This is a genomic window from Arthrobacter sp. PM3, from assembly GCF_003352915.1.
In the GTDB taxonomy this organism is placed as follows: domain Bacteria; phylum Actinomycetota; class Actinomycetes; order Actinomycetales; family Micrococcaceae; genus Arthrobacter.
The window spans coordinates 1,875,405-1,902,045 of the sequence record NZ_CP022314.1; the positions used below are offsets into that span (position 1 = coordinate 1,875,405).

At 66.3% G+C, this 26,641-nt stretch carries 21 protein-coding genes; 11 read left to right on the plus strand and 10 right to left on the minus strand.

Annotated elements, in window-relative coordinates:
• The first annotated feature begins 33 nt into the window (after positions 1 to 33).
• Genes CFN17_RS08745 through CFN17_RS08760 form a run of 4 tightly spaced genes read left to right on the plus strand, consistent with a single transcriptional unit; the run spans position 34 to position 4,394 of the window.
• A complete protein-coding gene (locus CFN17_RS08745; RefSeq protein ID WP_208751016.1) occupies positions 34 to 1,533 on the plus strand; it encodes a CoA-acylating methylmalonate-semialdehyde dehydrogenase in 1,500 nt (499 codons plus the stop codon).
• A complete protein-coding gene (locus CFN17_RS08750) occupies positions 1,533 to 2,663 on the plus strand; it encodes an enoyl-CoA hydratase/isomerase family protein (protein ID WP_208751017.1) in 1,131 nt (376 codons plus the stop codon). Before CFN17_RS08745 ends, CFN17_RS08750 begins: the two co-directional genes overlap by 1 nt.
• Complete coding sequence (gene mmsB, locus CFN17_RS08755; RefSeq protein ID WP_208751018.1) at positions 2,656 to 3,618, plus strand: 3-hydroxyisobutyrate dehydrogenase; 963 nt, start codon at positions 2,656 to 2,658, stop codon at positions 3,616 to 3,618. Before CFN17_RS08750 ends, mmsB begins: the two co-directional genes overlap by 8 nt.
• Complete coding sequence (locus tag CFN17_RS08760; RefSeq protein WP_208751019.1) at positions 3,615 to 4,394, plus strand: enoyl-CoA hydratase; 780 nt, start codon at positions 3,615 to 3,617, stop codon at positions 4,392 to 4,394. Before mmsB ends, CFN17_RS08760 begins: the two co-directional genes overlap by 4 nt.
• Here the strand turns inward: CFN17_RS08760 and CFN17_RS08765 are convergent.
• The 4 genes from CFN17_RS08765 to CFN17_RS08780 form a co-directional block, all read right to left on the minus strand.
• Complete coding sequence (locus CFN17_RS08765) at positions 4,381 to 4,662, minus strand: recombinase family protein (protein WP_315968664.1); 282 nt, start codon at positions 4,660 to 4,662, stop codon at positions 4,381 to 4,383. The two genes, CFN17_RS08760 and CFN17_RS08765, sit on opposite strands and share 14 nt — an antisense overlap.
• 362 nt (positions 4,663 to 5,024) lie before the next feature.
• On the minus strand, positions 5,025 to 5,966 hold the full coding sequence (locus CFN17_RS08770; RefSeq protein WP_395926680.1) for a UvrD-helicase domain-containing protein: 942 nt from the start codon (positions 5,964 to 5,966) through the stop codon (positions 5,025 to 5,027).
• Between the two features lie 130 nt (positions 5,967 to 6,096).
• Complete coding sequence (locus CFN17_RS08775; protein ID WP_208751021.1) at positions 6,097 to 7,713, minus strand: ATP-dependent endonuclease; 1,617 nt, start codon at positions 7,711 to 7,713, stop codon at positions 6,097 to 6,099.
• Positions 7,714 to 9,043: 1,330 nt separating this feature from the next.
• On the minus strand, positions 9,044 to 10,939 hold the full coding sequence (locus tag CFN17_RS08780; RefSeq protein ID WP_222612665.1) for a hypothetical protein: 1,896 nt from the start codon (positions 10,937 to 10,939) through the stop codon (positions 9,044 to 9,046).
• Between the two features lie 170 nt (positions 10,940 to 11,109).
• Here CFN17_RS08780 and CFN17_RS20075 point away from each other — a divergent pair, with 170 nt between their 5' ends.
• Positions 11,110 to 11,355, plus strand: coding sequence for a hypothetical protein (locus CFN17_RS20075; protein ID WP_395926879.1), 246 nt, complete (start codon positions 11,110 to 11,112; stop codon positions 11,353 to 11,355).
• Positions 11,356 to 11,418: 63 nt separating this feature from the next.
• Positions 11,419 to 11,997 (plus strand): hypothetical protein, encoded by a 579-nt coding sequence (locus CFN17_RS08790; RefSeq protein ID WP_208751023.1) that lies wholly within the window; start codon positions 11,419 to 11,421, stop codon positions 11,995 to 11,997.
• On the opposite strand, the gene CFN17_RS08795 is transcribed toward CFN17_RS08790, so the two are convergent.
• Positions 11,990 to 15,163 (minus strand): bifunctional cytochrome P450/NADPH--P450 reductase, encoded by a 3,174-nt coding sequence (locus tag CFN17_RS08795; RefSeq protein ID WP_208751024.1) that lies wholly within the window; start codon positions 15,161 to 15,163, stop codon positions 11,990 to 11,992. The two genes, CFN17_RS08790 and CFN17_RS08795, sit on opposite strands and share 8 nt — an antisense overlap.
• Positions 15,164 to 15,344: 181 nt before the next feature.
• Here CFN17_RS08795 and CFN17_RS08800 point away from each other — a divergent pair, with 181 nt between their 5' ends.
• The 4 genes from CFN17_RS08800 to CFN17_RS08815 all read left to right on the plus strand — a co-directional run bounded on the left by CFN17_RS08800 (position 15,345) and on the right by CFN17_RS08815 (position 17,745).
• Positions 15,345 to 15,776 (plus strand): Lrp/AsnC family transcriptional regulator, encoded by a 432-nt coding sequence (locus CFN17_RS08800; protein ID WP_208751025.1) that lies wholly within the window; start codon positions 15,345 to 15,347, stop codon positions 15,774 to 15,776.
• A gap of 173 nt (positions 15,777 to 15,949) precedes the next feature.
• Complete coding sequence (locus tag CFN17_RS08805) at positions 15,950 to 16,978, plus strand: ornithine cyclodeaminase (RefSeq protein ID WP_208751026.1); 1,029 nt, start codon at positions 15,950 to 15,952, stop codon at positions 16,976 to 16,978.
• A 160-nt stretch (positions 16,979 to 17,138) separates the two neighbouring features.
• Complete coding sequence (locus tag CFN17_RS08810) at positions 17,139 to 17,417, plus strand: hypothetical protein (RefSeq protein WP_208751027.1); 279 nt, start codon at positions 17,139 to 17,141, stop codon at positions 17,415 to 17,417.
• 79 nt (positions 17,418 to 17,496) lie between these two features.
• On the plus strand, positions 17,497 to 17,745 hold the full coding sequence (locus CFN17_RS08815) for a hypothetical protein (protein ID WP_208751028.1): 249 nt from the start codon (positions 17,497 to 17,499) through the stop codon (positions 17,743 to 17,745).
• 11 nt (positions 17,746 to 17,756) lie between these two features.
• Here the strand turns inward: CFN17_RS08815 and CFN17_RS08820 are convergent, their stop codons facing one another.
• Both CFN17_RS08820 and CFN17_RS08825 read right to left on the minus strand, forming a co-directional pair.
• Entirely contained in the window at positions 17,757 to 18,263 is a 507-nt protein-coding gene (locus CFN17_RS08820) for a MarR family winged helix-turn-helix transcriptional regulator (protein WP_208751029.1), read from the minus strand.
• A 2-nt stretch (positions 18,264 to 18,265) separates the two neighbouring features.
• On the minus strand, positions 18,266 to 20,008 hold the full coding sequence (locus CFN17_RS08825) for an AMP-binding protein (protein WP_208751030.1): 1,743 nt from the start codon (positions 20,006 to 20,008) through the stop codon (positions 18,266 to 18,268).
• Positions 20,009 to 20,276: 268 nt separating this feature from the next.
• Between CFN17_RS08825 and CFN17_RS08830 the strand changes: the two genes are divergently transcribed.
• Entirely contained in the window at positions 20,277 to 21,410 is a 1,134-nt protein-coding gene (locus CFN17_RS08830) for an acyl-CoA dehydrogenase family protein (RefSeq protein WP_261792453.1), read from the plus strand.
• Here the strand turns inward: CFN17_RS08830 and CFN17_RS08835 are convergent.
• The 3 genes from CFN17_RS08835 to CFN17_RS08845 all read right to left on the minus strand — a co-directional run bounded on the left by CFN17_RS08835 (position 21,407) and on the right by CFN17_RS08845 (position 26,633).
• Positions 21,407 to 23,212 (minus strand): diguanylate cyclase, encoded by a 1,806-nt coding sequence (locus CFN17_RS08835; RefSeq protein WP_208751032.1) that lies wholly within the window; start codon positions 23,210 to 23,212, stop codon positions 21,407 to 21,409. The genes CFN17_RS08830 and CFN17_RS08835 overlap by 4 nt on opposite strands.
• A 74-nt stretch (positions 23,213 to 23,286) precedes the next feature.
• Positions 23,287 to 23,961 carry a response regulator gene (locus CFN17_RS08840; protein ID WP_208751033.1) on the minus strand — a complete coding sequence of 225 codons (675 nt, stop codon included), beginning with the start codon at positions 23,959 to 23,961 and terminating at the stop codon, positions 23,287 to 23,289.
• Positions 23,958 to 26,633, minus strand: a complete 2,676-nt coding sequence (locus tag CFN17_RS08845; protein ID WP_208751034.1) for a DUF4118 domain-containing protein — start codon at positions 26,631 to 26,633, stop codon at positions 23,958 to 23,960. Before CFN17_RS08845 ends, CFN17_RS08840 begins: the two co-directional genes overlap by 4 nt.
• Between the last annotated feature and the right edge of the window lie 8 nt (positions 26,634 to 26,641).

The following is a 26,641-nucleotide window of genomic DNA, read 5'->3' on the forward strand; positions in this document are numbered from 1 at the left end:
TGATCTGGGTCACATGCAAAGGAGCATTAGGTCATGGTTCGAGAGCTATCCCATTACATTGACGGGCAGCGGGTGGACGGCACCTCCGGCCGGTTCAGCGATGTGTACGATCCTTGCACCGGCGAGGTCCAGGCCCGGCTGCCGCTGGCCAGCGCGGAGGAAGTCGGCAATGTCATTGCCAGCGCGGAAAAGGGCCAGCTCGAATGGGCCGCCATGAACCCGCAGCGGCGCGGCCGGATCCTGCTGAAGTTCGTGGACCTGGTCAACGAGAACATGGACGAGCTCGCCACGCTGCTTTCCTCCGAGCACGGCAAGACTTTCCTGGACGCCAAGGGCGACATCCAGCGCGGCATCGAGGTGGTGGAGTTCGCCGCCGGCGCCCCGCACCTGCTCAAGGGCGAGTTCTCCGACAGCGCCGGAGCCGGCATTGACGTGCACTCCATGCGCCAGCCGCTCGGCGTGGTCGCCGGCATCACGCCGTTCAACTTCCCCGCCATGATCCCGCTGTGGAAGTCCGGGCCGGCCCTCGCCGCCGGCAACGCCTTCATCCTCAAGCCCTCCGAACGGGACCCCTCCGTGCCGCTGCGCCTGGCCGAGCTCTTCACCGAGGCAGGCCTGCCGGACGGCGTGTTCAACGTGGTCAACGGCGACAAGACCGCCGTCGATGCGCTGCTGGAGGATCCCCGGGTCCAGGCCATCGGCTTCGTCGGGTCCACGCCCATCGCCCAGTACATTTACGCCACGGCCGCCGCGAACGGCAAACGCGCCCAGTGCTTCGGCGGGGCCAAGAACCACATGGTGATCATGCCGGACGCGGACCTGGACATGGCCGCGGATGCCCTGATCGGGGCCGGCTTCGGCTCCGCGGGGGAGCGCTGCATGGCCATTTCGGTGGCCGTCCCGGTAGGCCGGAAGACCGGCGACGCCCTCGTCGCGAAGCTGCAGGAGCGCATTGCCGGCCTCAAGGTGGGCCACAGCCTCGCCAAGGACTCGGACTTCGGCCCGGTGGTGGCGGCCTCGGCCAAGGAACGGATCGAAGGCTACATCGCCTCCGGCGTGGAGGAAGGCGCCAGCCTGCTTACCGACGGCCGCGGACTGAAGGTCGAGGGCTACGACGGCGGCTTCTGGGTGGGCCCCACCCTGTTCGACAACGTCACCAAGGACATGAAGATCTACAAGGAGGAGATCTTCGGCCCCGTGCTTAGCGTGCTCCGGGCCGAGGACTACGACGAGGCCCTCCGGCTCTGCAGCGAACACGAGTTCGGCAACGGCGTGGCCATCTTCACCCGCGACGGCGACGCCGCCCGCGACTTCGCCAGCCGGGTCCAAGTGGGCATGGTGGGCATCAACGTCCCCATCCCCGTGCCGATCGCCTACTACACCTTCGGCGGCTGGAAGGCGTCCGGGTTCGGCGACCTCAACCAGCACGGCGCCGACGCCTTCCGCTTCTACACCAAGACCAAGACGGTCACCACCCGCTGGCCTTCGGGTATCCGCCAGGGCGCCAGCTTCGTCATGCCGGAAGGCAGCTGATGGCGGCGGAGCCGGCGCGGGGAACGGCCGGCGGGGCAGCGAACGGCGGAGCCGTCAATGACGAGGTCCTGTTTGAACGGCGCGGCAGGCTCGGCATTGTGACCCTCAACCGGCCCAAGGCCGTCAACGCCCTCACTGCAGGGATGGCGGCCGCGATGCTGGACCAGCTGGCGCTCTGGGCGGAGGACGACGCCGTCGCGGCGGTCCTGGTCCGCGGCGCCGGCGACCGGGGCCTCTGCGCCGGCGGCGATATCGTGGCCATCTATCAGGACATGCTCGACGGCGGGGACGCCACGGCGGACTTCTGGGCTGTCGAATACCGGCTCAACCTGTTGATCGCCGACTACCCCAAGCCCTACGTGGCCTTCATGGACGGGCTGGTCCTGGGCGGGGGAGTGGGCATCTCCGCGCACGGCTCGGTACGGATCGTCACCGAACGTACCCGCACCGGCATGCCCGAAACGACCATCGGGTTCGTGCCCGACGTCGGCGGCACCCTGCTGCTCTCCCGCGCACCGGGGGAGACCGGCACGCACGCGGCGCTGACCGGCGCCCACCTGAGCGGTGCGGACGCGCTGTTCCTGGGCCTCGCCGACCACTTCGTGCCCTCGGAGCTGCTGCCGGAGCTGGCGGCGGCGCTTGAGACCGAACCCGCGGAGACCGCCGTCGGACGCTTCACCGCGCCGGCGCCGGCATCTGTCCTCGCGGAACAGCGCGACTGGATCGACGTCTGCTACTCCAGTGACGACGCCGGCGAGATCGTCCGCCGGCTGCGCACTTTTGGGGGAGAAGCAGCCGCCGAGGCCGCCGAGACCATCACGGCGAAATCACCGACGGCCGTGAAAGTGGCGCTCGAATCCCTGCGCCGGGTACGCGGGCTCAGCCTGGCGCAGGCGCTGGAGCAGGAATACCGCGTCGGCGTGCATTTCCTCGCCGGCCCGGATTTCCGCGAAGGGATCCGGGCCCAGGTGGTGGACAAGGACCGCAGCCCCCGTTGGAAGCCCGCCACCCTGGCGGAGGTCACCGGCGACGACGTCGCGGGCTACTTCGCCCCGCTCGGCGGCCGCGAACTGAGGCTCTCTCCGCGGGAGAGGGACGAGGAAAAGGACCAGGAGAAGGACAATGTCTGAAGCAGCATCCTCGGCACCGGCGCCGGCCGAAACAGGCACCATCGCGTTCCTGGGCCTCGGCCACATGGGCGGCCCGATGGCCGTCAACCTGGTCAGAGCCGGCTATGCGGTGACCGGTTTCGACGTCGTGCCCGCCGCGCTGGACGCCGCCCGGGAGCACGGCATCCCGACCGCCGGGACGGCCGCCGAAGCCGCGGCGGGCGCCGGCGTCGTGCTGACCATGCTGCCCAGCGGCCGGCACCTCCTGGACGCCTACCGCGGCACCGACGGTGCCCCCGGCCTGCTGGAGGTGGCCGCCCCGGGGACCATGTTCCTGGACTGTTCCACGATCAACGTGGACGAGGCGCGCGAGGCCGCGGAACTTGCCGTGGCGGCCGGGCACCGTGCCGTCGACGCCCCGGTGTCCGGCGGAGTCGTCGGGGCCGAGGCAGGCACACTGACGTTCATGGTCGGCGCCCTCCCGGAGGATTTCGAGGCCGTCCGGCCGCTGCTGGACGTCATGGGCAAGCGGGTGGTCCACTGCGGCGCCCACGGCGCCGGGCAGGCGGCCAAGATCTGCAACAACATGATCCTGGGCGTCTCCATGATCGCCGTCAGCGAGGCCTTTGTGCTCGGCGAGAAGCTCGGCCTGACCCACCAGGCGCTGTTCGACGTCGCCTCCGCCGCCTCGGGGCAGTGCTGGGCGCTGACCACCAACTGCCCCGTGCCGGGCCCGGTCCCGGCCAGCCCCGCCAACCGGGACTACCAGCCCGGGTTCGCCGGAGCGCTGATGGCCAAGGACCTCAAGTTGGCCCTCAACGCGCTCCAAAGCACCGGCGTCGCGGCCCGGCTCGGCCCGCTCGCCTCGGAAATTTACGATACGTTTGCCGCGGAGGGTGGTGCCGCCCGGGATTTCTCCGGCATCATCACCGATATCCGTGAAAAGTCGGAACACCAGCCGGAGGAACCCGCATGACCGAACAGTACGCGAACATCCTGGTCGAGCGCCGCGGCCGCGTGGGCCTCGTGACCCTCAACCGGCCCGAAGCCCTGAACGCCCTCAACAAGGCCACCATGGACGAGGTCGTACAGGCCGTCACCGTGATGGACACGGACCCGGACGTGGGGGCCGTGGTGGTGACCGGGTCGGCGAAGGCGTTCGCGGCCGGCGCGGACATCAAGGAAATGCAGTCCAAGGGCTACATGGACATGTACGCGGCGGACTGGTTCCGCGGCTGGGAGGACTTCACCCGGCTCCGAATTCCCGTGATCGCCGCCGTGTCCGGCTTCGCCCTGGGCGGCGGCTGTGAACTGGCGATGATGTGCGACTTCATCATCGCAGGGGACAACGCCAAGTTCGGCCAGCCGGAAATCAACCTCGGCGTGCTTCCCGGCATGGGCGGCTCGCAGCGCCTCACGCGCGCCGTAGGAAAGTCCAAAGCCATGGACATGATCCTGACCGGCCGGTTCATGGACGCCGGGGAAGCCGAACGCGCGGGCCTCGTGTCCCGGGTTGTTCCGGCCGCCGACGTCGTCGACGAGGCCCTGAAGGCCGCCGCCGTGATTGCCTCCAAGTCCAAGCCTGTGGCGATGGTGGCCAAGGAAGCCGTGAACGCGGCCTTCGAGACCGGCCTCGCCCAGGGCGTGCTGTTTGAACGGCGTGTGTTCCATTCACTCTTTGCCACCGCGGACCAAAAGGAAGGCATGGCCGCCTTCACCGAGAAGCGGCAGCCGGAGTTCAACCACCGCTGAAGAATGCCGGCCGGAAATGGGGATTTGATCGCTCTGCGGCGGCATTCTGTGATCCCCTGGTGTGGCCGACGGCGCCACCGCCGAGGTTCAGGACGCGTCGGCCCGCAGCCCGGCGGTGCAGTTCGTTAGCGAAGGCGAGCATGTCCAGGGTGTATCGCCAAAGCCGATCCAGCGTCCTCATAACGAGGTTGTCTCCGTCGATCAGCGCCCGGAGTGGGCGATCGAAGTGTGGACGTGAGACCCGCGCCCCGAGCGCGCCGCGATCAATGTAGAGGTCATCGCGTCATATGCCGCCGGCGGCCAGCAGGACCACCTGCTGCCGCGTCGAAACACGTGCGTAGCCGATAAGCCCCGTCATAGGCCTCTCGTATGTGTCTCGTAACTGGCGATGAACACACCGATTCAGCCAGAAAGATTCGAGACATAGTTACGAGAATCGCCAGCCACGGACGACCCCACACCATTCCGCGAAATATGAGAATTGTGCTGCCCCAGCAGTCGCCCGGTCGGTTAGACGTCTCGTATCCCAAGGGTTTCGAGACATTCGTCGTGCCGCGGATTTGGAAGGGACGATACTCAGCGGCCAGTTAGGCCCAGCTGAAGTTCAAATCTCATGACGCTAGGGACGACCTAATCCACCCTCCGCCAATACGGGTGTTGGCTGTCTCCAGCCTCATCGAGTACGAACGCGACGCTCTGCTCAGCACGAGTCACTCCGACGTATAGCTTCGCCGCTGCTAGGTCCTCCAGCGGCGTTCCCCTCTGGAGCAGCCTCTGCATCTTGTCTGTCGGAAAGATCAGCACTCGTTCACGTGTAAGTCCCTTGGCGGCGCCGAAGTTCATAAAATTTAAGTGATCGTGGCTTTTCCAGGAATTGGCACCCCAACGCAGATTCTGCGGGGCGAACCCTTCGACGTACGCCACGACGTCTGCAGTTCGCACGAGAAACACGCCGTCATGGCCTGTAGTGGTCGCATTCAATGACACTGTTTTCGGGAACGCCCAGCCGCTGTCGAAAAGCGAGTCGGCGAACGCGGCGATTTCAGGTCGGCACCGCCACGTTTCCGACCGATGCGTGATGACCAGTCTGCCGGCTGCCTCTTGGCGGCGGAACCAGTTCCACACCTGCATGTTCTTATACTGCTTGTGCTTCCGTTCTAATGGGCTAGTCGCGACGACCGCCTGTCGTACGTCCCCCACCATTGTTAACGGAACGGTGGAGCGCAGCAGAGCATCCAGGACTTCCAAGTCGTACCCGCCCAGGTCCTGCACCTCGTCGATGTAGACATGATCGTAGATGGCTTCCAGTCGGCGTATTGGGAGCGAACGCGATGCCTCGATCAGGAGAGTTGCCAGGTGCGCGGCGTGAACCGCGCGCAGTAGATCTGATTGGGTGAAGTATCGTCCCCGTGCTGTCACAGGCACTCGCTCCTGGTACAGGCTCTTGTCATCGAGGCCGTTAAGGTCCTGGCCCGGAAACAGGAACGGAAGATAAGGGCGGATGAATTGGCCGATGAGGAACGTGAACCATCCAGACACTTCTACGTCGGCGGTCGGATTCGCTTCGGTCACTCGTCGACGTAGTTCTGCCTGATTGTTAAGAGTGAACGTGAGAACGAGGATTCGCTGCCCCTGCGAGGCGGCGGCACACGCCTCGACGATGCTCTGCGTTTTCCGCGATCCCGCCACGGCGAGAACGAGTTCACCTCCGACTGGCATGGATGAACTCCAGGGCTTCGGTGAAATACGAAGGAGGTGTAATGGTCGTTGCTGACGAGAATATCTTTAAGGCCGCGTCGGTCTTGTTATTGCCCATCCAGGTTTCAAGGTTTGCGCGGGGCGTTCCCAAAATGGCCCGTAATGTGGTGGCATCATTGGCGTTTATGACCTGCGGCTCGAGGGTTCGCCCATGTGTGACGTCGCCGAAGAGCAGCACCCGGTCTTCGTTGAGTAGGTCGCCGAGGTCGGTGCGGGCGTCGTCGATTTCGGTCTGGGTACGGCCATCGTTATCGCTGAGGATAACGCAGCGCTTGCCTACGAGTTTCGCCAGTTCCAGGAACCGGCGATGTGACAGCCCGCGCATGGAGAACACCTCGATGCCGTCGTCGATTGGGCGGCAGTGCCACCTATCCCGATAGAACCGTTCAAACAGGATTTCGTCCGATGGCCCCTCGACCAGCACCACCCGTTGAGCCAGAACGAGGCGGAGGGTGTCGAATCCGGGGAGTTTCCGGAAGTATTCAACAGTGTCCCCAGAGAGGTCGACGAATGGTCGGACGTCGCCGTCAGACACGAGTCGGAGCCTGCTGAGACCGAGTCGGTTGAGGACAAAAGAGCTGTGAGTTGAGACGAAGACCTGCTGGTCGTCGTGGCTCAAGGCGTCAATGCGGTCCAGCAGCACGTTCAAGTTTGTGTGTGACAGGTGATTCTCGGGTTCTTCGATCATGACAGCGCCGGCTTCGTTCGCATGGCGGCGCATTGCGAGGACGATCTTCGTCACCGCTTGTTGTCCGTGCCCGGCTAGGAGGAATGGAACGTCGTCAACGTGCGGGATCACGCTGCTGTCCCACGACGTGCGGGACGAGTGGTCCATTGCCAGTGCCACGTGGCCGCCATCGAGGAGCTCGTCGGTGGCTGCGAGTTTCGCGTTGACGTCGCCGAGATGTTCGGCGGTCATATTTTCTTTGACCTTACGGAACGCAGCTGAAACCGCCGCATGTTCCTCGTTGCTGAGGTTATCCCCTATGACCTGTCGCAGGTGATAATCCACCCCTGCCGTTGAGCGGACAGTTCGGGAATCGATGAGGGCGACGGCGAGAGCACGCGGCCGCTGAGTCAGGTGGTTTCCCTGGAACGAACGCCAGTCGACAGTGAAGTACTCCGTCGGTAGCAGTTTCGTTCCGGGTTCAGCGACGTACGCGTCGAATTCGTCCCGGTACTCCGGGTTGAGTCGAATGCGTAGGCGCACGCCGGGAGCGTGATCGCTTGGCTTGTCGAGATCATCGGCGCCGATGAGAGGGGCGAAGTCGGATCGCTCCTGGAGGGTTATCTCGATGAAGATCTCGGGTGGCGGCGGATTCTCCCCCCGAGCACGTGCCGCGAGATACTCTGCCACGGTCTGGGCGTGAAACCAGTACGGGTTCAGTTCCTCGGAGACTGTGCGGCCGTTGATCCGGCCGGTCACTGCCATTCCAATGGCTTCCAGAAGAGTCGACTTCCCTGCCTGATTGTTCCCGACGAGGATGTTGAACGTCGGGTGGGGCCGGAAGTCGAGTGCTCTAAACTTCCGGTAGCCGCGGATGCGGACTCTGGCGATCAAGTGGTTCCCCCAAAAAAAGTGCGTCTTAGTTAGAGAATCGCGAATGTCTCTGCCACGAGTCTGGCATGGCTCACCGACAAGCTTGCGCGGCGCACCGTAAGAGTCATGTGGTGCGTCGAATACAGCAGCCCATTCTGGCGACTACCTACAGCCCGGGAACGTCCTGACAGTCACTGATCTGACCCGGTTGGGCCGCAGTACTGAGACCGCACCGAGGGTTTACTGCCGGCTCATCCGCTCGGGGAGACGGTCGAGAAGAGGCAGCACGTCCGGAAGATCGTGCATTTGGTCGAGCCAAGGCTGCTTCGTCCATGGGAATGGGCTCTGCGGCCGAGCTTCGCCGTCGAGGGCGTCCGCCAGTACGGCTGGGAGCGCGTTGTCATGCGCCACTCCTCACCCACTACCAAGACATTTTCCCTGCACTCTGGGCATGTCGGGGGAAGAACTCCGCGAATCCCCTCGGTTCAGCTCAAAACGCCGTAACTGTCCGCAGCCTGGAATCAAACGTCGTGCGGCACAATGCAAAATTGTCGTTGTCACTGGATATGCTGCGGTGATGGCTTCCTCAAATATATGGCCCAGAGACAATTACAGTGGTGTCGGTGGCGGCCTCTACACCGGAGTTGGCGGCGGTTTATACACAGGCGTGGGGGGCGGTGCCTATTCCGGCGTCGACGGCGGAGCTTATTCCGGCGTGGGCGGCGGAGCCTATACCGGGGTTGGTGGCGGCCTGTATACGGGTGTCGGTGGCGGCCTGTATACGGGTGTCGGTGGCGGCCTCTACACCGGAGTTGGCGGTGGCTTGTATACCGGGGTGGGCGGTGGCCTCTACACCGGGGTTGGTGGAGGTCTCTATGCTGGCCCCGGTGGTGGCCTTTATGCGGGTCCCTGCGACCAGCCTTATCGCAGTAATTGGCCGCCTGCCTTCATTCTTCTGCCGTACATGAGGCAAGTTGGACTCGGAAGCTACGCGGACGTGCTCGAAAGGTACGGCTGGCGCTAACGCTGGGCCCCTCCCCAAAGGATGCTACATTGCTCCGGGTGAACGATCCCCTTAGGGACAACGCGCCTGAACCCGATCCAACTCGAAGTGTCTCGAAACCTTGGCGCCTCAAGAGCCTAGGGTTACGAGACCTCAGGGGTGGGGCAGTTGGGGCACCTTCACCGGGCATTTATCGGGCGCGGTATACGGGCACGTCAGCTCCAGCATCCGTACAGACAGCCTTTAAGTGCTGAGGCGCCGGATGATCGACCGGCTTACGGGCGTGGTGAACTGAGCACCGCCGGTAAGTCGGTCCCCCAATGCAACGCTTGCGGGAGCGGAAGGGGATTACCCCCTCGCAGCGGTTCTTGCGCGCCAGAAGTTTGCAGCATCCTGCCCGCCTTGCATCGCCCGGAACTCATCCGTCCTTGTCACCAAAGCGATGGCGGGAGCTATATCCTCGACGAAGGCCTCAAGCACCAGATTGAGTGCACCGCCGCCTAGAAACTCGGCGTACTCACGTACGGATTGCACAACGGCGAAGCTCGCAGGATTGCCGTGCACCAGTGCGTTGCGCACGCGGCGCCGACGAGCCTCTAAGACCGTGCCCTCGTTCGTGTAGCCGTTGATGAGCGCGGTGTAAGTCGGGTGATCACCAATGCTGGCGAACATGTGGCCAATCCAAGCGCGCTCGTGCTCGAGGAGGCAGAGCGACAGGAAGTCGTCGGCCCGATCAGCGAGAAACAAGATCCAAGGGCGTGTCGCGCGATCGGACATCCACTCGCCCGTCAGCTCGTTGAGCAGCTCATTACGACGGCCTCCGCCGAGTAGGCACATGCCAGCCGCGCGCTGAAGGTTGGCGAGCCAGCTGGCGTGAGCCCACCGCTCGCCTAGGAGCGTGAACAATTCATTCGGGTTCATCGCGGCATGCGCCGCCACGTGTTGAACGACACGGTCCGAGAGCGGAACCACGCTGCTGATGTCTGCCTCCGACGGCTTACGTAGCGCCATGTCTCGACTGAATGGATAATCGGCAGTGGTCTGCACCTGAACTGCCGCAGCCAAGAACCGGGGCAGCTCTTCGCGAGCAAGTGCCTCCGCAAGTCGCGGACCGTGCCGCCCTATTGCCTCAGCAGTCATGCTCGCACCCCAGGTGTCATTTGCGAACCCTGTCCGGTTCCAGACAGCCCGGCGTCCGGAACCCGCGTGCTGCCCTGAGCGAAGGACCGCGTGCTCCGCGAGCTGCGGGCGGATCCCGCCAGAACGGTGGATCGAGACACCCATGATGATGTCGACTATCTCAATGGCTCGCTCCAGCGCACCCGCACCAGTGGTTACACCGAGGTCAACGCGCACAATGGTGTCGACGTCGTCTTCTTCGTCCACTCGCTCCGATATGCGAAAGGTGTGGCCGTGCTGTACCAGCTCCCAGAGTTCCTCTTTATGGTCGAACTCGAATCGGCCCGGCTGGGCGTTCGGAATCGCCCACTGCGCCGCGTAGAACGAGACCCGGCCAGCAGAGAGGTGCACGTGGATGCGTCCTTTATAGCCCAACCAGACCACTGTGGGTTCGACATCGGCCGGCGTCCCCACCAAGGTGCGTGCCTTAGATAGACGATCATCGAGGGGCGTGTCCTTCTCTCCGATCGGAATATCGTCAGGATCACGGCCGTACGCGACGATCGAGATGAGGTCGCGGGCGGTTTGCTCTGCACTCATTCCTCGTCGCTCCACCTGATCAAACAGGAGTTCGGCGATTGGGCGATACTCGCGTCGCACCAAGGTTCGATCCTGTGACACTGCAACGAGATCATCCCAGCTGGCGCGTACTGCTTCGTCCTCGACCAACACTTTCTGAAGATGGGCCGCGGTGCTATCTGCATCAGTCCATACCGCGTCTGTGCGAGTACCAGGAGGATGCTCGAGGACAGCTTTCGAACTTCCAACGAGACGATCAAAGGCCTCATTAAAGGCCGTGAGCGGCCTAGCTATGTGTGCTTTGAGGGATGAGCCAATCGCTTCAATGGATTCTTTCAGGTCGAGCCGCAACGAGTTACGGTTCGGGGCTGGCTTCCAAGCCTCACTCCCGCTCGCCAGCTGAACCCATTCGGAGATCTCACTCACGATGGTTGTAAGCGGAAGGACTGCACTCGATCCGTGGCGAAGGTCAAGAGAGGAGACGAGGGCTTTAAGCCAGTCTGGGTCGTCAGCAGACCAGTGATCGCTGACGTTGTAGTCGGTCATCACAACCTTCTCCTCCTTGGGAGTCCGTGCCCGGTGCGGCGTAGATATGTCTCCATGTCGACTTTCGACTATCGACTATGAAGTAGTACACCATCTGTTACTGGGGCCCGGTGTGCAGTGGCGCCGCTGGCGCACTCCGGACGGCGGCCATCGACCAGGTCGCCGAGCTGGTGCAGGTCCTGAAAAACAATTCCGATTCCCGCCGGGACATCATGTCCGTCTGGAATTTGTTCGAGCTCCAGGAGATGTCGCTGCCGCCGGAACCAAAGCGCCAGCTTTCGGAAACTCGATTTCCGCAATGCCCGGTAAAGAATTCCCTGGCGGGCGGGCCTGCTTCCTCTTCTCAGCGGGCCGGTGTCTCGAAACTTCCGTGTCTCGTATCCCATGCGATGCAAGACAACTCAACGCCTGGTTGAGCGACACTAAGTGATAGCAGAGCGCCGCGACGAAGCTCTGAACTCCGCCGGGAGGAGGAAGCCATGAACACCGGATTCCTGGGCGTCGGCCCGTCGCCGGAGGAGCTCCGTGCCTGGGTTCCGGGCGACCGGCTGGTGCCCGCCCCGGACGTGGTGATGGACCGCGGGTTCGACCTCCCGGCCCCGCCGGCTGCCGTCTGGCCGTGGATCGTCCAGCTGGGCAAGGAACGCTCCGGCTGGTACCTGCCGCGCTGGGCGGAGGCACTGATCCCGGCCGGGCGCCGCGCGCTCCGGACCATTGACCCGGCGTTTCAGGACCTCAAGGCGGGAGACGTCATTGCCGACTGGGGCGGACCGGGGGCCACCTTCGAAATCGCGGCCGTGGACCCGCCGCGGGCGCTGGTCCACCGCTCCCAACGCGGCGCGCTGGCCATCAGCTGGGCGATCGTCCTGCGGCCGGCGCCGGGCGACGGGGCAGGCCAGGCTGGCGGCCCGGGGACCGGAACCAGGGTCCACCTCCGGCTCCGGCTCGCCGGCGTCAAACACCGCCGGTTCGTCAGCATCGGCGGGGGCCTGTTCGACCTCCTGACGATCGCCGGGCTCGCAGCGGGGCTGCGGGAGCGCCTGGGCGGCATCATGTGAAGATGTCCGCCACGTACCTGCCGTGCGTGCGCTCCACCTCGTCCATCCACGCCCCGGCGTCCGCCGCCGACGCGCCGGTCGCCTCCCGGTAGATCCGCACACACGTGTCGCGGACCGCCGGTGCCATGTGCTCGCCGTCGCCGCAGACGTACACCGTGGCGCCCTGCCGGACGAGCCGCACGACGTCGGCCCGGTCCGCCCACAGCCGGTCCTGGACGTACTTTTGGCCGTCTTCGGGGGCCGTGGAAAAGACCGGCCGGAGGTCGAGATTGGCCGCTTCCGCCCACGAGGCCAGCTCCGCGTGGTACAGGAAATCGGTGTCCGGGGCCCGGCAGCCGAAAAACAGCAGCGCCGGCGCCGGCGCCGCACCCTCGGCCTGGGCCCGCAGCGCCCGGTCCTGGACGAACCCGCGGAACGGGGCCAGCCCGGTCCCGGCGCAGACCATGACCAGCGGAACCGTCAGGGATTCCGGCGGGTGGAACGCGGCATTCGACGGGCGGACGGTCACCGCAATCCGGGACCCGGGCCTGGCCTGGGCCAGGAATGTTGAGGAGGCGCCCTCGAAGACGCCGCGGCCCGACCACGCCGGCGCCTGCACGACGGCGAAGGTCAGGGTCGCGTGGTCGGGGCTCCAGAGGGGGGACGAGGAGATGGAGTACCGCCGGGGCGTCAGCTGGGTCAGCATCTGCAGGAACGTGGTGAACGACAGCTGGCAGGACGGGTACGTTTCCAGCAGATCCCGCAGGGAGACGCGCTTGTCCAGGATCTCGGCCGCATGGCGCTCGCGGTCCTGCGCCAGGGCCGCCAGCTCCCTGCGGTGGGCAGGGTCCGCGGTGACGTCGGCCAGGTCCTCAAGCTGGGTGCGTGTGGCCGGGACGGAGAGTTCGACGTAACTGCTCAGCAGCTCGCCCACGGCCACGGGCGTGCCGGTGGGCAGGAACGTGTCCCCGCGCTCCATGCCCAGCAGGACGTGCGAGTCGTAGTCGAGGTTGAACCGGGCCAGGGCGCGCTGGACGAGTTCGCTGGGATTCAGCGGCAGCACGGCCAGGTAGTCGCCGGTCCGGTAGCTCATCCCCTCGGGCAGCGCGATCTCCACATGCCGTTTGGACCGGGCGCCGGGTTTGGTCAGGTCCACCAGTTCCCGGTTCGCCACCACGGTGCCGAGCGCCAACCCGTTCTGGCGCAGCAGCGGGTCCCTGACGTTGCCCACGAACTGGAGCTCAAGCTGCGGCTGTGCGGCCGGCGGGCTGGTCTTCTGCCCGAGCGCCGCGTCCACCGCGGGCCAGAACCCCGCATACCATTCGTCGAAGTCGCCAAAGAAGTCGCCGCGGGCGTTGGCCTCGCCCCTGGCGTAGATCCGCCCGGCCCCGGCGGCGTCGAGCCGCGCGTCGATGGTCTTGGGGACCTCCTGGTAGGTCCGGGCCCAGTCCCTGTTGCCGTTGCCGAAGACCGTGTACCGGACGCCGGCGAGGCTGCCGGGCTGCAGGCTTTCGGTCCAGGCCAGGAACTTCCGGGCATTATCCGGCGGCTGTCCCTCGTAGGAGGAGGACACGATCGTGACGAGCCCCGCCGTCGGGAGCCCGCCGGCTGCCTCGTCGAGCGGGCCGATCGTGGGGCTGTAACCGCGCCGGCCGGCGTCATTGGCAATGCGCTGGGCGAAATCCTTGGACGTGCCGGCGTTGGACCCGTACAGCACACGGATGGGGATGCCGTTGGGGGCGGCGGCCGGCGCCTCGGCCTGCCGGGTGTGTTCGACGGCGGCCGGGACCGCCGTCTCGATCCGCCGGTCCCGCCTGCGCACCTGGATGAACAACCCCTCAGGCTTCATGGTCAGGGTGTGCTTGATCTGCAGCTCATAGCCGGGATCCGCCGACGAAATCTCGAAGCGCTGCAGCAGCTTGGCCAGGAACAGGAGGGCTTCCTGCAGGGCAAAGCCCCGGCCGATGCAGGAACGCTGGCCGTTGCCGAACGGCTTCCAGGCGTTGGCGGGAATGGCCGCGGCGCGTTCCGGTGAGAACCGCGCCGGATCGAAAATCCCGGCGTCGTCTCCCCATGCCGCCTTGTCCCGGTGCAGTTGCGGGAGCAGGACCAGGATGGGCTGGCCGGCGGGGACGTCGTACCGGCCCCCGAGCGTCGTGTCCTCATACGGGGCCACGTTGAACGCGGGCGCGGTCGGCCACAGCCGCAGCGTTTCCTTAAGGATCTGGTCCAGATAGCCTAGCCGGGGCAGGTGCTCCAACCTGGCCGCCTCCGTGCCCAGGACCTCGTCCACCACCGCCTGCGCCCTGGCCAAAACGCCCGGATGGCGCAGCAGCTCGTAGAGCGTGAAGGACAGCAGGCCGCTGGTGGTCTCATGGCCGGCGATCAGGAACGTGACCATCTGGTAGCGGATGTTCTCGTCGGAAAGCCGCTCGCCGGTGACCGGGTCCGCGGCCGTGAGCATGGTGTCGAGGATGTCCTCGTGGCCCGCCGGGCTGGGATTGCGCCGCCGGTCGCTGATGATCTGCTCGGCGACCTCGAACATCAGGGCGTTGTCTTCCTCGAGCTGGTGCCGTCGGCGCAGCATGATCTTGTTCTGCACCGGAAGCCTGCGCGCCCGGTCCCGGGATTCGACCAGGGCCCGGACCATGGCCCCGACGAAGGGGTGCATTTCCTCCCGGTAGAGGCTGTTGAAGCGGTAGCTGAAGGAGCACAGGGCGATCGTGTCCAGCGTCAGGCGCGTGGTGCTGTCCGGCACATCGATCCGGGCCGCGGGGCCCAGCCGCTCCCACTTCAGCAGCAGCTGCTCGGCGATGTCGTCCATCCCGGCGAACATCCGTTTCAGCGCCGCGGGCCCGAACGCGGGCATCAGGATCCGGTGGGCCTTCTGCCAGTTGGGTTCCCGGGTGTCGGCCGTGAACAGGCCATCGCCGGCGAACTGCCGCACCTCCCGGAGGGCGATGCCAAGGACCTTGCCAAAGCGGGATTCGTCACAGACCTCGTTGACCAGTTCCTGGGAGGAGACCGCGACGATGCTGCGGTTGAAGAACTGGATGCGGACAATGGGGCCGTACTGCTCGGCCACCTCGACCAGTCCCAGGACGCCCTTGCTGGAATCGATGTCGGGCAGGTTGCCGACGACCGGCCGCGGTGGAGGCTGCGGGATGGGGACGCTGGATGAAGGCATGGGTCCTCCTAAGCGGTCGCCGATGGACGCCTGTGGCACTGGTTGCTGCCTGACCGGATGAGACCGTCCTGCCTCGATCCACCATACGCCGGACGGATCACGGGCAACATAGGGCAGGGCCGGATGCCCCACCTTGCTTGACGAGGGCGCAAAACCGTGCGGCGCGGCATACATTGTGAGAATGACCGTTCTGGACGACCTTGACCGCAAGCTCCTCGCCGCCCTCCGTGAGGACGGGAGGGCATCGGTGGCGAGCCTCGCGCGCCGGCTGGATGTCGCCCGGGCCACGGTCAACAGCCGGCTGGAACGGCTGGTGTCCTCCGGGACCATCGTCGGCTTCACGGTCCGGGTGCGGGATGAACTGGACCCGCTGGCCATCCGCGCCGTTTCCCTGATCGCCGTGGAAGGCAGGACGACGGACCGGGTCATCCGCCAGCTCCGGGGCTTTCCGGAGATCACGGCCCTGCACACCACCAATGGCGGGTGGGACCTTGTTGCCGAACTCCGCACCGAGAGCCTCGTGGAATTCGACCAGGTCCTGGGCCGGATCCGGGGCGTCGACGGCGTGGTTAACAGCGAAACCAGCCTCCTGCTCAGCTCCGTCCTGCGGTAGGCGTGACGGGGCTGGGACCGGACGACCCCAAGGCTGTTAATCAATCTGTTCAACAAATCTCGTCATTATGCTCAGTTAGCCATCATAAGGCGCACTGTTTGGCAATTGAAGCTGCATATCGCCGGATTCTAGAGTTGTGGCGTTAGCAGCTAACGAGAGAATCAGGGGGCGCAATGACGCGCTTTGTCGATGTCCGCAACATGGTGCGCTGGGCCGCAGGATCCGGGCCGGAGACCATCATTTCCGGCATGATCGGGTACCTCGAGGACGACTTCCGGCGCTGGGAATCATTTGACAAGACTCCCCGGGTGGCGAGCCACACCCCGTTCGGCGTCATTGAGCTCATGCCCACCAGCGACCACGAGACCTACGGGTTCAAGTACGTCAACGGCCACCCGTCCAACCCGGCTCGCGGGTTCCAGACCGTGACGGCGTTCGGCGTCCTGGCCGACGTCCACAATGGCTATCCCACGTTCCTCACCGAGATGACCGTGCTGACCGCTCTGCGCACCGCGGCGACATCCGGCATGGTGGCCAAGCGGCTCGCCCGGCCCGGTTCGAGCGTCATGGCGATGATCGGCAGCGGAAGCCAATCCGAGTTCCAGGCCCTCGCGTTCCGGAGCGCCCTGGGGATTTCCACCCTTCGGGTGTGGGACACGGATCCCGCCGCGCTGAAGAAGTTCGTTGCCAACATGGCCCCGCTGGGCTTCGACATCACCGTCGCCACGTCCGCCGCGGATGCGGTGCGGGGAGCCGACGTCATCACCACCTGCACCGCCGACAAGGCCAACGCCACCATCCTCACCGCGGACCTGATCGAACCGGGCGTCCACATCAATGCCATCGGCGGGGACTGCCCCGGCAAAACCGAGCTTGACCCCGGGATCCTCGGACTGGGCGACGTGTTCGTGGAGTACGCCCCGCAAACCCGGATCGAAGGGGAAATCCAGCACATGCCGGCCGACTTTGTCGTCACGGAGTTCTGGCAGGTCCTGACCGGCAACGCCCCCGGCCGCACCAGCGATGCGCAGGTTACCGTTTTCGACTCGGTCGGCTTTGCCATCGAGGACTTCTCCGCCCTGCGGTTCGTGCGTGACGCCGTTGACGGCACCGAATTTTTTGTCGAAATTGACCTCGTCGCCAGCCCGGAGGACCCGAAGGACCTGTTCGGCCTGGTGGGCGCCCTGTCGCCGGTCGGCTAGGAGACCCGCGCCGTCCGATAACACCCCAGTAACGGCCAGGTGATTAGTGTCCACCCATACCACCTGCATCGGGCAGAACCCGGCATCAGGGCGCGACGTCCTGGGGCCGCCGGCCCCGATGCAGTGGTCACGCTCTACTTATCGATTTGGAGGTTTGACGATGGCGGTTCGAGACGAGGGGTGGGACACGATTGCAGCAAACGGATCCGTGAGCTGGTTCATCCATGGATTCCGAGCCACGGAGTCGGTAGTTTTCAGCATCGTGGTGTTTCCCGGCACGGGGGCCGGCGTACCGTTCCCAGTCGGCCATGCGACGCTTACCCAGGGCGAGTCATTTCAACACGTTGACGGCACTAAGGCATACAAGATCTACATAAAGAACAACGCTGCGTTCAACTCCTGCAATGTCCACATCCTCTCGCAGGTTGAGTCCCTCTAAACACGAGCCGACCACGGCGTACGTGTCATCCAGCAGTGTCGATGCGCGACGACAGAGGCGCACAGGAAAGGACAGCAACATGGCAAAAGTTCGAGCTCTGGTCGTTCACGACGAGCTTGGCCGCATCATCTCCATTGCCCGGCCGGCCAAGGACGCGAAAGTCATCATCTCGTCCCCTGAAGGGCATGCTGTGCTCGAGACCGAGGTCGAGGAGGACATGGTCTACGAGCTCGTCGCCGGCGCGCACCGGGTCGATGCGCAGGCGCAGGCAATCGTCGCCAATGCGCCCGAATCCACGTCCGGCTCCCGCGACCCTCAACAGCAATAGGACTTTATCGTTTAGCCGCTGAAGTCCCCGGCGTTCCGCCGGAAGGTGCCGAGGATCCGGATCAGCTGGTCCACGTCCTGGTCCCCGAAACCGGACTGGCCGAACACCTCGGAGTTCAGCACCGCCGTCGCCCGTTTGGCCAGGGCGCGGCCCTCCGGGGTGAGCTCGATCAGGGTGGTGCGGCCGTCCGTGGGGTGCGGCGAGCGGATGACCAGCCCGGCATCCTGGAGCCGGTCGACGGCGTTGGTGACCGAGGTGGGGTGGACCTGCAGCAGCGCGCTGGCCTTGTTCATGGGCAGCGCGCCGCTGCGGGCGAAACTGAGCAGGGCCAGCAGCTCGTACCGGGCAAACGTGAGCCCGAACGGCTTGAGCACGGCTTCGATCCGGCCCAGCAGGATCTGCTGGGTCCGCATGATCGCGGTGATGGCGGCCATCGGGGCGGCGACGTCGGACCAGCCGTGCCGCTCCCAGTTCAGCCGGGCGTCGGCGATCGGATCCCGCGGCAGCGGCGTTCCCATGCTCAGCCCTGGCCCTTGAGCCCGGGGAAATCGGACTCGGAATACTCGACGCCCAGCCCCTCCGGGACCGCCCCGCCGCCGTGGCGCACTTCCTCGCTGTGCCGCAGTTCCACCCGCCGGATCTTGCCGGAGATCGTCTTGGGCAGTTCGGCGAACTCCAGCCGGCGGATCCGCTTGAACGGGGCCAGATGCTCGCGGCAGTACCGCAGGATGTCCTCGGCCAGTTCGGGGCCGGGCTGGTGCCCGGCGGCCAGGACCACGAACGCCTTCGGCACGGACAGCTTGAGCGGGTCGGGGGAAGGGACGACGGCGGCCTCCGCCACCGCCGGGTGCTCGATCAGGACGCTTTCCAGCTCGAACGGGGACAGCCGGTAATCTGAGGATTTGAAGACGTCATCGCCGCGGCCCACGTAGGTGATGATGCCGCGCTCGTCGCGGCTCGCCATGTCGCCCGTGTGGTAGTAGCCGTCACGGAAAGCCTCCGCCGTTTTCTCCGGATCCCCGTAGTACGCCTTCATGAGGCCCACGGGCCGGGGGTCCAGGCGCAGGCAGAGCTCGCCGTCGTCGGACTCCTCACCCGTGGCGGGGTCCACGAGCACGACGTCGTAGCCCGGCAGCGGCTTGCCCATGGCGCCGATCTTGACCGGCTGGCCCGGGGTGTTGGCGATCTGCACGGTCGATTCGGTCTGCCCGAAGCCGTCGCGGATGGTCTGTCCCCAGGCGCGGTGGACCTGGTCGATCACCTCGGCGTTGAGCGGTTCGCCGGCCGAGACCACCTTCGTGGGCGGGTTCTTGAGCAGGGTGAGGTCTGCCTGAATCAGCATCCGCCACACCGTCGGCGGGGCGCAGAAGCTGGTCACGGATTCACGGTCCATCTGCTCCATCAGCGCCTTGGCATCGAAGCGCTCGTAGTTATAGATGAACACACAGGCCTCGGCGATCCAGGGCGTGAACACGTTGGACCAGGCATGCTTGGCCCAGCCCGGAGACGCCACGTTGAGGTGCACATCGCCCGGTTCCATCCCGATCCAGAACATCGTGGACAGGTGCCCCACCGGGTAGGAGGTGTGCGTGTGCTCCACCAGTTTGGCCTTGGAGGTGGTGCCGGAGGTGAAGTAGAGCAGCAGGGTCTCGTCGGCCCGGGTGGGTGCGTCCGGGGTGAAGTCCGGCGCCGCGGCGGCAGACTCCGAGTACTGCAGGGCGGCCGTGCTCCCTTCGGCGGTGCCGTCGCCGCCGGCGCCGCCGATTTCGATGAGGGTGTAGTCGCCCGCGACGCCGGTGAACTTGGCGAGATTGGCGCTTCCGACGGCGGCCCAGTTCGCGCCGCCGCGCTCCACCCGGTCCTTCAGGTCGGCGGGCCCCATCAGGGTGGTGGTGGGAATCATGACGATGCCCAGCTTGATCCCGGCCAGCATGAGCTCCCAGAGCTCCACCTGGTTGCCGAGCATGATGATCATCCGGTCTCCGCGCCGCACGCCCTTCTCCCGCAGCCAGTTGGCCGCCTGGGACGAGCGCCGGGACAGGTCCGCGAAGCTGCGCCGCGTTGCCGAGCCGTCCTGTTCGACGATCACCAGGGCCGGATTCTCCGCCGTGGCCGGGTCCGCGGCGAGCTGGTCGAACCAGTCCAGCGCGAAGTTGAATTCCTCAAAGCGCGGCCACTGGAATTCGCTACGGGCGGCCTCGTAGTCCCCGCGCAGGGCGAGCAGCCGGTCCCTCGCGGCCCGGAATTCCTCAGTCACGGTCATGGTGCACCTTTCGAAGTCCTCTGGCGCAGCCGTTCCGGGCAGTCCGTGGCGTGGCGCCGTTGCCTGGGATCCCGCCGGACCGGCAAGCCGCCCGCCTAGTGATCCCCGTCACTCTGCAATATACTAGGACATCCAAGGGTTTGGAAGAGCGGCGCCGCTCTGCAGGCGGCGCAGGACGAAGGGATACGTGCCCGTGCCGACACAACGAGGTGCCAGCATCATTGAAGGCGAAACCGCGGCGGCGCCGCCGTTTCCCGACGCCGATCTCATGTACATCGTGGACCTGTTGCCGCCGGATGAACGGCTCCGGTACCAGGAGGTCCGGGACTTCCTGCAGTCCCGGGTCCGGGCCGTGTCGATCGATTACTGGAACCGGGAGGAATTCCCGTTCAGCCTGCTCGCGGAGCTGGGAAAATACGGTCTGGGCGGGCTGCAGAAGGACGGCACCTCGACGCTCTTCAAAGGGCTCATGTATGTCGAAGTGGCCCGCGCCGACGTCTCGCTCTCGGCGCTCGTGGGCATCCATAACGAGTTGATCGTCGGCATGATCGATGAGCTCGGCTCCGCGGAGCAGAAGGCCCGCTGGCTCCCCGGGCTCACCGCCTTCACCAAACTCGGTGCCTTCGCCCTGACCGAACCGGACCACGGCTCGGACATCGCCGGGGGACTGGCTACCACCGCGCGGCTGGAGGACGGCGAATGGGTCATCAACGGCGCCAAGCGCTGGATCGGGGCCGGCACCATTGCGGATTTCGCCCTGGTCTGGGCGCGCGACGTCGCGGACCAGCAGATCAAGGGCTTCATCGTGGAGACGGACCGGGCCGGCTACTCGGCGACGAAGATCGCCAACAAGATCGGCCTGCGGATCATGCAGAACGCTGACATCGTGCTGGATGAGGTCCGTATCCCGGCAGCCAACCTGCTGCCCGGGGCCACCGACTTCGCCAAAGCCAACGACCTCCTGCGCGATTCGCGTGCCTGGGTGGGCTGGCAGGGCGCCGGCATCCAGCTCGCCGCCTTCGACGTCGCGCGCGCCTACGCCCTGGAGCGCCGGCAGTTCGGCAAGGAGCTGGCCCGTTTCCAGCTCATCCAGCAGCAGCTCGCCGAGATCCTGGGCAACGCGACCGCCTCACTGGCCCTCATGACGCAGCTGGCCCGGATCCAGGAAGACGGCAAACTTCAGATGGTCCAGGCCGCGATGGCCAAGTCCACCACGACGCGGCTGGCGCGGGCCTCGGTGGCGATGGGCCGGTCCCTCCTGGGCGGCAACGGGATCAGCAGCGACTACGAGATGGGCAAGCTCTTCGGCGATGCCGAAATCCTCTACACCTATGAGGGCAGCTACGAGATCAATTCCCTGATCGTGGCCCGGGCCGTGACCGGCAAGTCGGCTTTCGTTTAAGCGCTGCGGCCGGCCGTCGAGGCCCCATTTCCGGACTGACCGGCCTGGACGGGGTGGCCATAGCGGGACGTGCGGTTGCGGCCGGCGTTCTTGGCCTCGTAGAGCGCCCGGTCCGCACAGTCCAGGAGGCTGCCGGCCGCGGCGTCGCGCTGGTCGCAGACGCCTGCCGAGATCGTCAGGAAACCGACGTCGCCGAACGGTTCGGACGCGATCGCCTCCCGGGCCCGTTCGGCCGCCAACAGGGCTTCCGCGCCGTCGGTTTCCGGCAGCAGCCACACGAACTCCTCGCCGCCGAAACGGGCAACAATGTCCTGACCCCGGGCGACACTCCGGAGCCGCTCCGCGACGTCTGCCAGAACCGCGTCGCCCATCAGGTGGCCGTAGGTGTCGTTGACCCGCTTGAAGTGGTCGATATCCAGGACGACGGCGCTCAGGGTCGTGCCCCGGCTCCCGGCCAGTGCCAGCTGGTCGGCGAGGTGCCGTTCCAGGGCGCGCCGGTTGGGCAGCCCGCTCAGGGCATCGGTGGTGGCCTGCAGTTCCAGGTCGGTCCGGGCCTCCGTGTTGCCAATGGCGATCTCGACGAGCTCGGCGAACTGGGCCAGCCGCTCCATCATGGCTTCCGTGACCCCCGAACGGGACTTCGAGGTCAGGGTCACCACGCCCCACAGGGTTCCCCGGACCCGGACCGGCGCCGCCGCCGCGGACTGGAAGCCGCCGGCGCGCATCTGCTCGGAGGCCGGACCGCCCTCCGGCCCGTAGACCACGAGGGCGGGCTTGCCGGTCACAGCCACCCGGACGGTGGCGGACTCATCGGTCGGGGCGAAGATGTGGCGGCGGCTCAGTGTCGGCGGCAGCGCGGGCGCCATGGCGACGATTTCCGCGGAGGACGCGCCCGTGAAGCGGACCACCGCGGCGGAGTCCACGTTGAAGAGCTCACGGACAATGGCGGCGACGCGCTCGGCGATGTCAGCGGGGGCGGCGTTGCGGGCGACGGCCGTGGCTATTTCGTGGAGGGCCTCCCACACCTGCTGCTGCTGCAGGCGCTCGGTGACGTCAACGGCCACCACCATGCCGGCCGCGGCCTCGTCGGCGGAGTGGACCGGCCCTGCCTTCAGCCGGTAGGTGCGGTGGCCGATCTGCCGGGTCCACGACACTTCCCGGCCGGCGAGGGCCGCACGGTAGCGTGGCTCGAGCTCGCTCGCGAGATCGCCCCGCAGCACCTCCTGGATGCGGCGGCCCTCAAGTTCCTCCGTGCGGTAGCCGAAAGTCTCCAGCTCCTGGCCTTCGGCGATCAGGTACCGCAGGTCGGCGTCGAACAGGAGCACGAACACGCCCGGCACGCTGCGCGCCAGCGCCCGGTACCGGTCCATGTCCCGCTGCCGGCGCCGGTCCGCGAGTACGCGCTCCGTGATGTCCGTGACCACCACAAAGTAGCCCTGCACCGCGCCGTCGCGGACATCGGGAGTGTAAGTCACGTCGGTGAAGCGCGGCTCGCCCGCGGCATCGGCGAGGGTCCGCTCAAAGTGCTGGGCCTCGCCGGCAAGCACCTGCTCGATCTGCGGCCGGGTGGCTTCGAAAGCCGCATCGCCGATCACGTCCCGGACATGCATGCCGTGCAGCTGCCGCGGTTCCAGGCCGAACCACCTGCAATACGCGTCGTTGGCCAGGCGGCTGCGGAGCTCCTTGTCCCAGTAGCCCACCATGGCCGGGATCCCGTTGAGGACGGCCCGCAGTTCCGCCGGGATCTCCGGCAGCGGCAACGGGCCGGCGTCGTCCCTGTTCAGCGGGCTGCGATTTGTCATTGCCCTAGTATCCATGGCCGGGTTGCCTGGAGGAAAACGGCCGTAGCGGCGACCGGGGCCGGCGCCGGCGGGGCTCAGGGCATGAACCGGTACCCGATGCCGGCCTCGGTGAGCAGGTGGCGCGGATTGGCGGTGTCCGGCTCCAGTTTGCGGCGCAGCTGGGCCATGTAGACCCGAAGGTAGTTCGTCTCCTTGGCGTACGCCGGACCCCAGACTTCCGAGAGTAACTGCTGCTGGGTGATGAGCTTTTCCGGGTTCCGGACCAGCATCTCCAGAATGTGCCATTCGGTCGGCGTGAGCCGTACGTCCTGGCCGTCCCGGATGACGCGGTGCTTGCCGAGGTCCACGGTGAAGGCCTTCGTGGTCACTACAGGTGCCTGCTCCTGGTCAACACTGCGGCGCAACAGGGCGCGGATCCTGGCCAGCAGCTCGTCGAGGCCGAACGGCTTCGTGATGTAGTCGTCCGCGCCGGCGTCGAGTGCTTCCACTTTGTCCTCGGAGCCGTGGCGGGCTGAGAGCACCAGGATCGGGACCTGGCTTGAGGCCCGGAGTTCCCGCAGCACCTTGGTGCCGTCGATGTCCGGCAGGCCGAGATCGAGGATGACCAGGGCCAAGGGGTGCTGGGATGCTGTCAGCAGGGCGGAGCGGCCGTCGGCCGCAGTGGTCACCGAGTAGCCATGGGCCTGCAGCGTGATTCGGAGCGCCCTGAGAAGGTGCGGGTCGTCGTCGACCACCAGGACGGCGGTCATCCGGCATCCGGTCCGGGCACGAGCGGCAGTGCATGGCGGCGCCCCAGGGCCGACTGCGGCTCGAGCGGGGCCTGGGCGCGGCGCGCGTCGAACGGCACGCCTGTGGACAGGGGAAGCCGGATGACCATCGTCAAACCGCCCCCCGGCGTCTCTTCCGCAGCCAGCGTTCCGCCCATCGCTTCGGTGAATCCTTTCGCTACGGCCAGTCCGAGCCCGATCCCGGTGGCCTGCGGTGTGTCATCGAGCCGCTGGAACGGGCGGAACATCTCGACGACACTCTCCGCCGGGACGCCCCGGCCATGGTCGATGATCCGCAGCTCGCCCGCAGGGTGCCCGTCGAGGGTCGCCGGGCTGAGGCCCCCGGCCGTGCCCACCAAGACGATATCCGAGTCCGGGGCGTATTTCACGGCGTTTTCCACGATGTTCGCGATGACGCGTTCCAGCATTCCCGGGTCGGCGTCGATCTCCGGCATATTGGCGGGAAGGTCCACCCGCACCCTGCCCGGCGGGACGGCGCCGAGGGCGCCCGGAATCACCTCGAACCAGCGCACGGGCCTGAGGAGGGGATTGACGGCATCCGAGGTGATCCGGGACATGTCCAGCAGGTTACCCACCAGAATGTCCAGCCGGTCTGAGCATTCCTCGATGGTAGCCAGCAACTCCTTCTCCTCTTCGGGTGTGTAGTGGACGTCGTCGTGGCGCAGGCCGCCTACGGCGAGTTTGATCCCGGCCAGCGGGGTGCGCAGATCGTGGGACACGGCGCGCAGGATGGACGTGCGCATGGTGTTGCTCTCGGCCAGGCGCAGCATTTCCCGGCGGCTGACAACCAGCTGCTGGCGTTCAAGCTGGGCCGCCAGGTGGACGCCGAAGGCCCCCAGCAGGCGCCGGTCACTTGCCGGCAGGATCCGGCCGTAGAGGACCAACCGCGTCGTGGCATCGATCTCCTCGACGTTGTCGCCGGTGGCGGCATCGCCCCGCTCGCTACCGGCAACGGCAGGGATCTCGCCGGCTGCGGCGAGTACCCGCCATGGCCGGCCGCCGGCCGCGATCCCGGCGGCGTCCCCGGCATCGGGCTCCCGGCTGAACAACGCGGTGCCCCGGACCTGGAAAACACCCAGCGCCTGCTCCAGCAGCGCCTGAACGGTGTCCTCCGAGCCGGCGGCGCCGCGGGTCAGGTCACCCAGCGTCGTTGCCTCGGCACGGGCCCGTGCGGCTTCCTTGGAACGGCGGGCTGAAAGGTCGACGACGACGGCAACGGTCGCCGAGACGCCCACGAACACCAGCAGGGCCAGGAAGTTCTGCGGATCGCTGATGGTCAGGTTGCCCACCGGCGGGGTGGAAAAGTAGTTCACCAGCAGACTGCTCCACAGCGCGGCCAGAATGGCAGGCCACAACCCGCCGATCAGGGCCACTGCCACCGAACCTGTGAGCTGGACCAGCATGGCAGCGGCCACGTTCCGTTCCGGATTCAGGAGTGCGAGCAGGAGCTGCAGGATCATCGGGAGGAGCACAGCCAGGACGAATCCCACCGTGACCCTCATCCGGCCCAGGTCCCGCTCCCGGGAAGGACGGGTACCGTGGCCGCCAAGCGGGTGGGAGACCATGTGGACGTCAATGTCGCCCGAATCGCGGACCACCCTGGTCCCGACCCCGCCGCCGAGCAGGTTTCCCATCAGCCCGGCGAATTTTCTGCGCCGGGAGATGCCGACGACGATCTGGGTGGCGTTGACGCTGCGGGCGAAGTCCAGGAGCGCGGCTGCCGGATCCTCGCCGGTCACGATGTGGTAGCTGCCGCCCAGGTCTTGGATCAGGTGGCGCTGGGCCTCCAGCGCCTGGGGCGATTCGCTGGCCACACCATCGGCGGCCCGGACGTGGACCGCCAGCAGGTCACCGCCGTTGACGCGGTTGAGGATCCTTGCTCCCCGGCGGATCAGAACCTCCCCTTCGGCGCCGCCGGTCAGCCCGACTACGATGCGCTCGCGGGCCGGCCAGCTTTCCTCGATGCCCTGTTCGGCCCGGTATCTGGCCAGGCCCTCGTCCACCCGGTCGGCCAGCCACAGGAGCGCGAGCTCCCGCAAGGCAGTGAGGTTGCCGAGCCGGAAGTAGTTCGAGAGGGCGGCATCGATCTTTTCGGGAGCGTAGATCTTGCCGTCGCCCAGACGCTGGCGGAGCAGTTCGGGGGAGATGTCGACGAGATGGATCTGGTCCGCCCGGCGGACGACGTCGTCCGGCACCGTCTCCGCCTGGTGGACGTCGGTGATGGCGCTGACGACGTCGCCCAGGGACGCGAGATGCTGGATATTGACGGTGGTCAGGACGTCGATGCCTGCATCAAGAAGCGCATCGACATCCTGCCAGCGTTTGGGATTGCGGCTGCCCGGGATGTTGGTGTGGGCGTATTCGTCCACGATCGCGGTTTTCGGACTCCGGGCCAGGACGGCGTCGAGGTCCATCTCTTCAAACTCTGTCCCGCGGTAGGGCAGGCGCCGGGGCGGGATGACTTCCAGGCCCTCCAGGAGCGCGCGCGTTTCGCTGCGTCCGTGGTCCATGGCGAACGCGACCACAACGTCCTCGCCGCGCTTGCCCAGACGGTGCGCCTCTTCAAGCATCTCGTAGGTCTTGCCGACCCCGGGTGCAGCCCCCAGGAAGATGCGCAGCGTTCCACGTGCCATGGCGTCAT

Coding starts and splice junctions, on each gene's coding strand:
- CFN17_RS08745 (WP_208751016.1), top strand. CDS start 34: ATGGTTCGAGAGCTATCCCATTACATTGACGGGCAGCGGGTGGACGGC.
- CFN17_RS08750 (WP_208751017.1), top strand. CDS start 1,533: ATGGCGGCGGAGCCGGCGCGGGGAACGGCCGGCGGGGCAGCGAACGGC.
- mmsB (WP_208751018.1), top strand. CDS start 2,656: ATGTCTGAAGCAGCATCCTCGGCACCGGCGCCGGCCGAAACAGGCACC.
- CFN17_RS08760 (WP_208751019.1), top strand. CDS start 3,615: ATGACCGAACAGTACGCGAACATCCTGGTCGAGCGCCGCGGCCGCGTG.
- CFN17_RS08780 (WP_222612665.1), bottom strand. CDS start 10,939: ATGACCGACTACAACGTCAGCGATCACTGGTCTGCTGACGACCCAGAC.
- CFN17_RS08790 (WP_208751023.1), top strand. CDS start 11,419: ATGAACACCGGATTCCTGGGCGTCGGCCCGTCGCCGGAGGAGCTCCGT.
- CFN17_RS08795 (WP_208751024.1), bottom strand. CDS start 15,163: ATGCCTTCATCCAGCGTCCCCATCCCGCAGCCTCCACCGCGGCCGGTC.
- CFN17_RS08800 (WP_208751025.1), top strand. CDS start 15,345: ATGACCGTTCTGGACGACCTTGACCGCAAGCTCCTCGCCGCCCTCCGT.
- CFN17_RS08805 (WP_208751026.1), top strand. CDS start 15,950: ATGACGCGCTTTGTCGATGTCCGCAACATGGTGCGCTGGGCCGCAGGA.
- CFN17_RS08810 (WP_208751027.1), top strand. CDS start 17,139: ATGGCGGTTCGAGACGAGGGGTGGGACACGATTGCAGCAAACGGATCC.
- CFN17_RS08815 (WP_208751028.1), top strand. CDS start 17,497: ATGGCAAAAGTTCGAGCTCTGGTCGTTCACGACGAGCTTGGCCGCATC.
- CFN17_RS08820 (WP_208751029.1), bottom strand. CDS start 18,263: ATGGGAACGCCGCTGCCGCGGGATCCGATCGCCGACGCCCGGCTGAAC.
- CFN17_RS08825 (WP_208751030.1), bottom strand. CDS start 20,008: ATGACCGTGACTGAGGAATTCCGGGCCGCGAGGGACCGGCTGCTCGCC.
- CFN17_RS08830 (WP_261792453.1), top strand. CDS start 20,277: ATGTACATCGTGGACCTGTTGCCGCCGGATGAACGGCTCCGGTACCAG.
- CFN17_RS08835 (WP_208751032.1), bottom strand. CDS start 23,212: ATGACAAATCGCAGCCCGCTGAACAGGGACGACGCCGGCCCGTTGCCG.
- CFN17_RS08840 (WP_208751033.1), bottom strand. CDS start 23,961: ATGACCGCCGTCCTGGTGGTCGACGACGACCCGCACCTTCTCAGGGCG.
- CFN17_RS08845 (WP_208751034.1), bottom strand. CDS start 26,633: ATGGCACGTGGAACGCTGCGCATCTTCCTGGGGGCTGCACCCGGGGTC.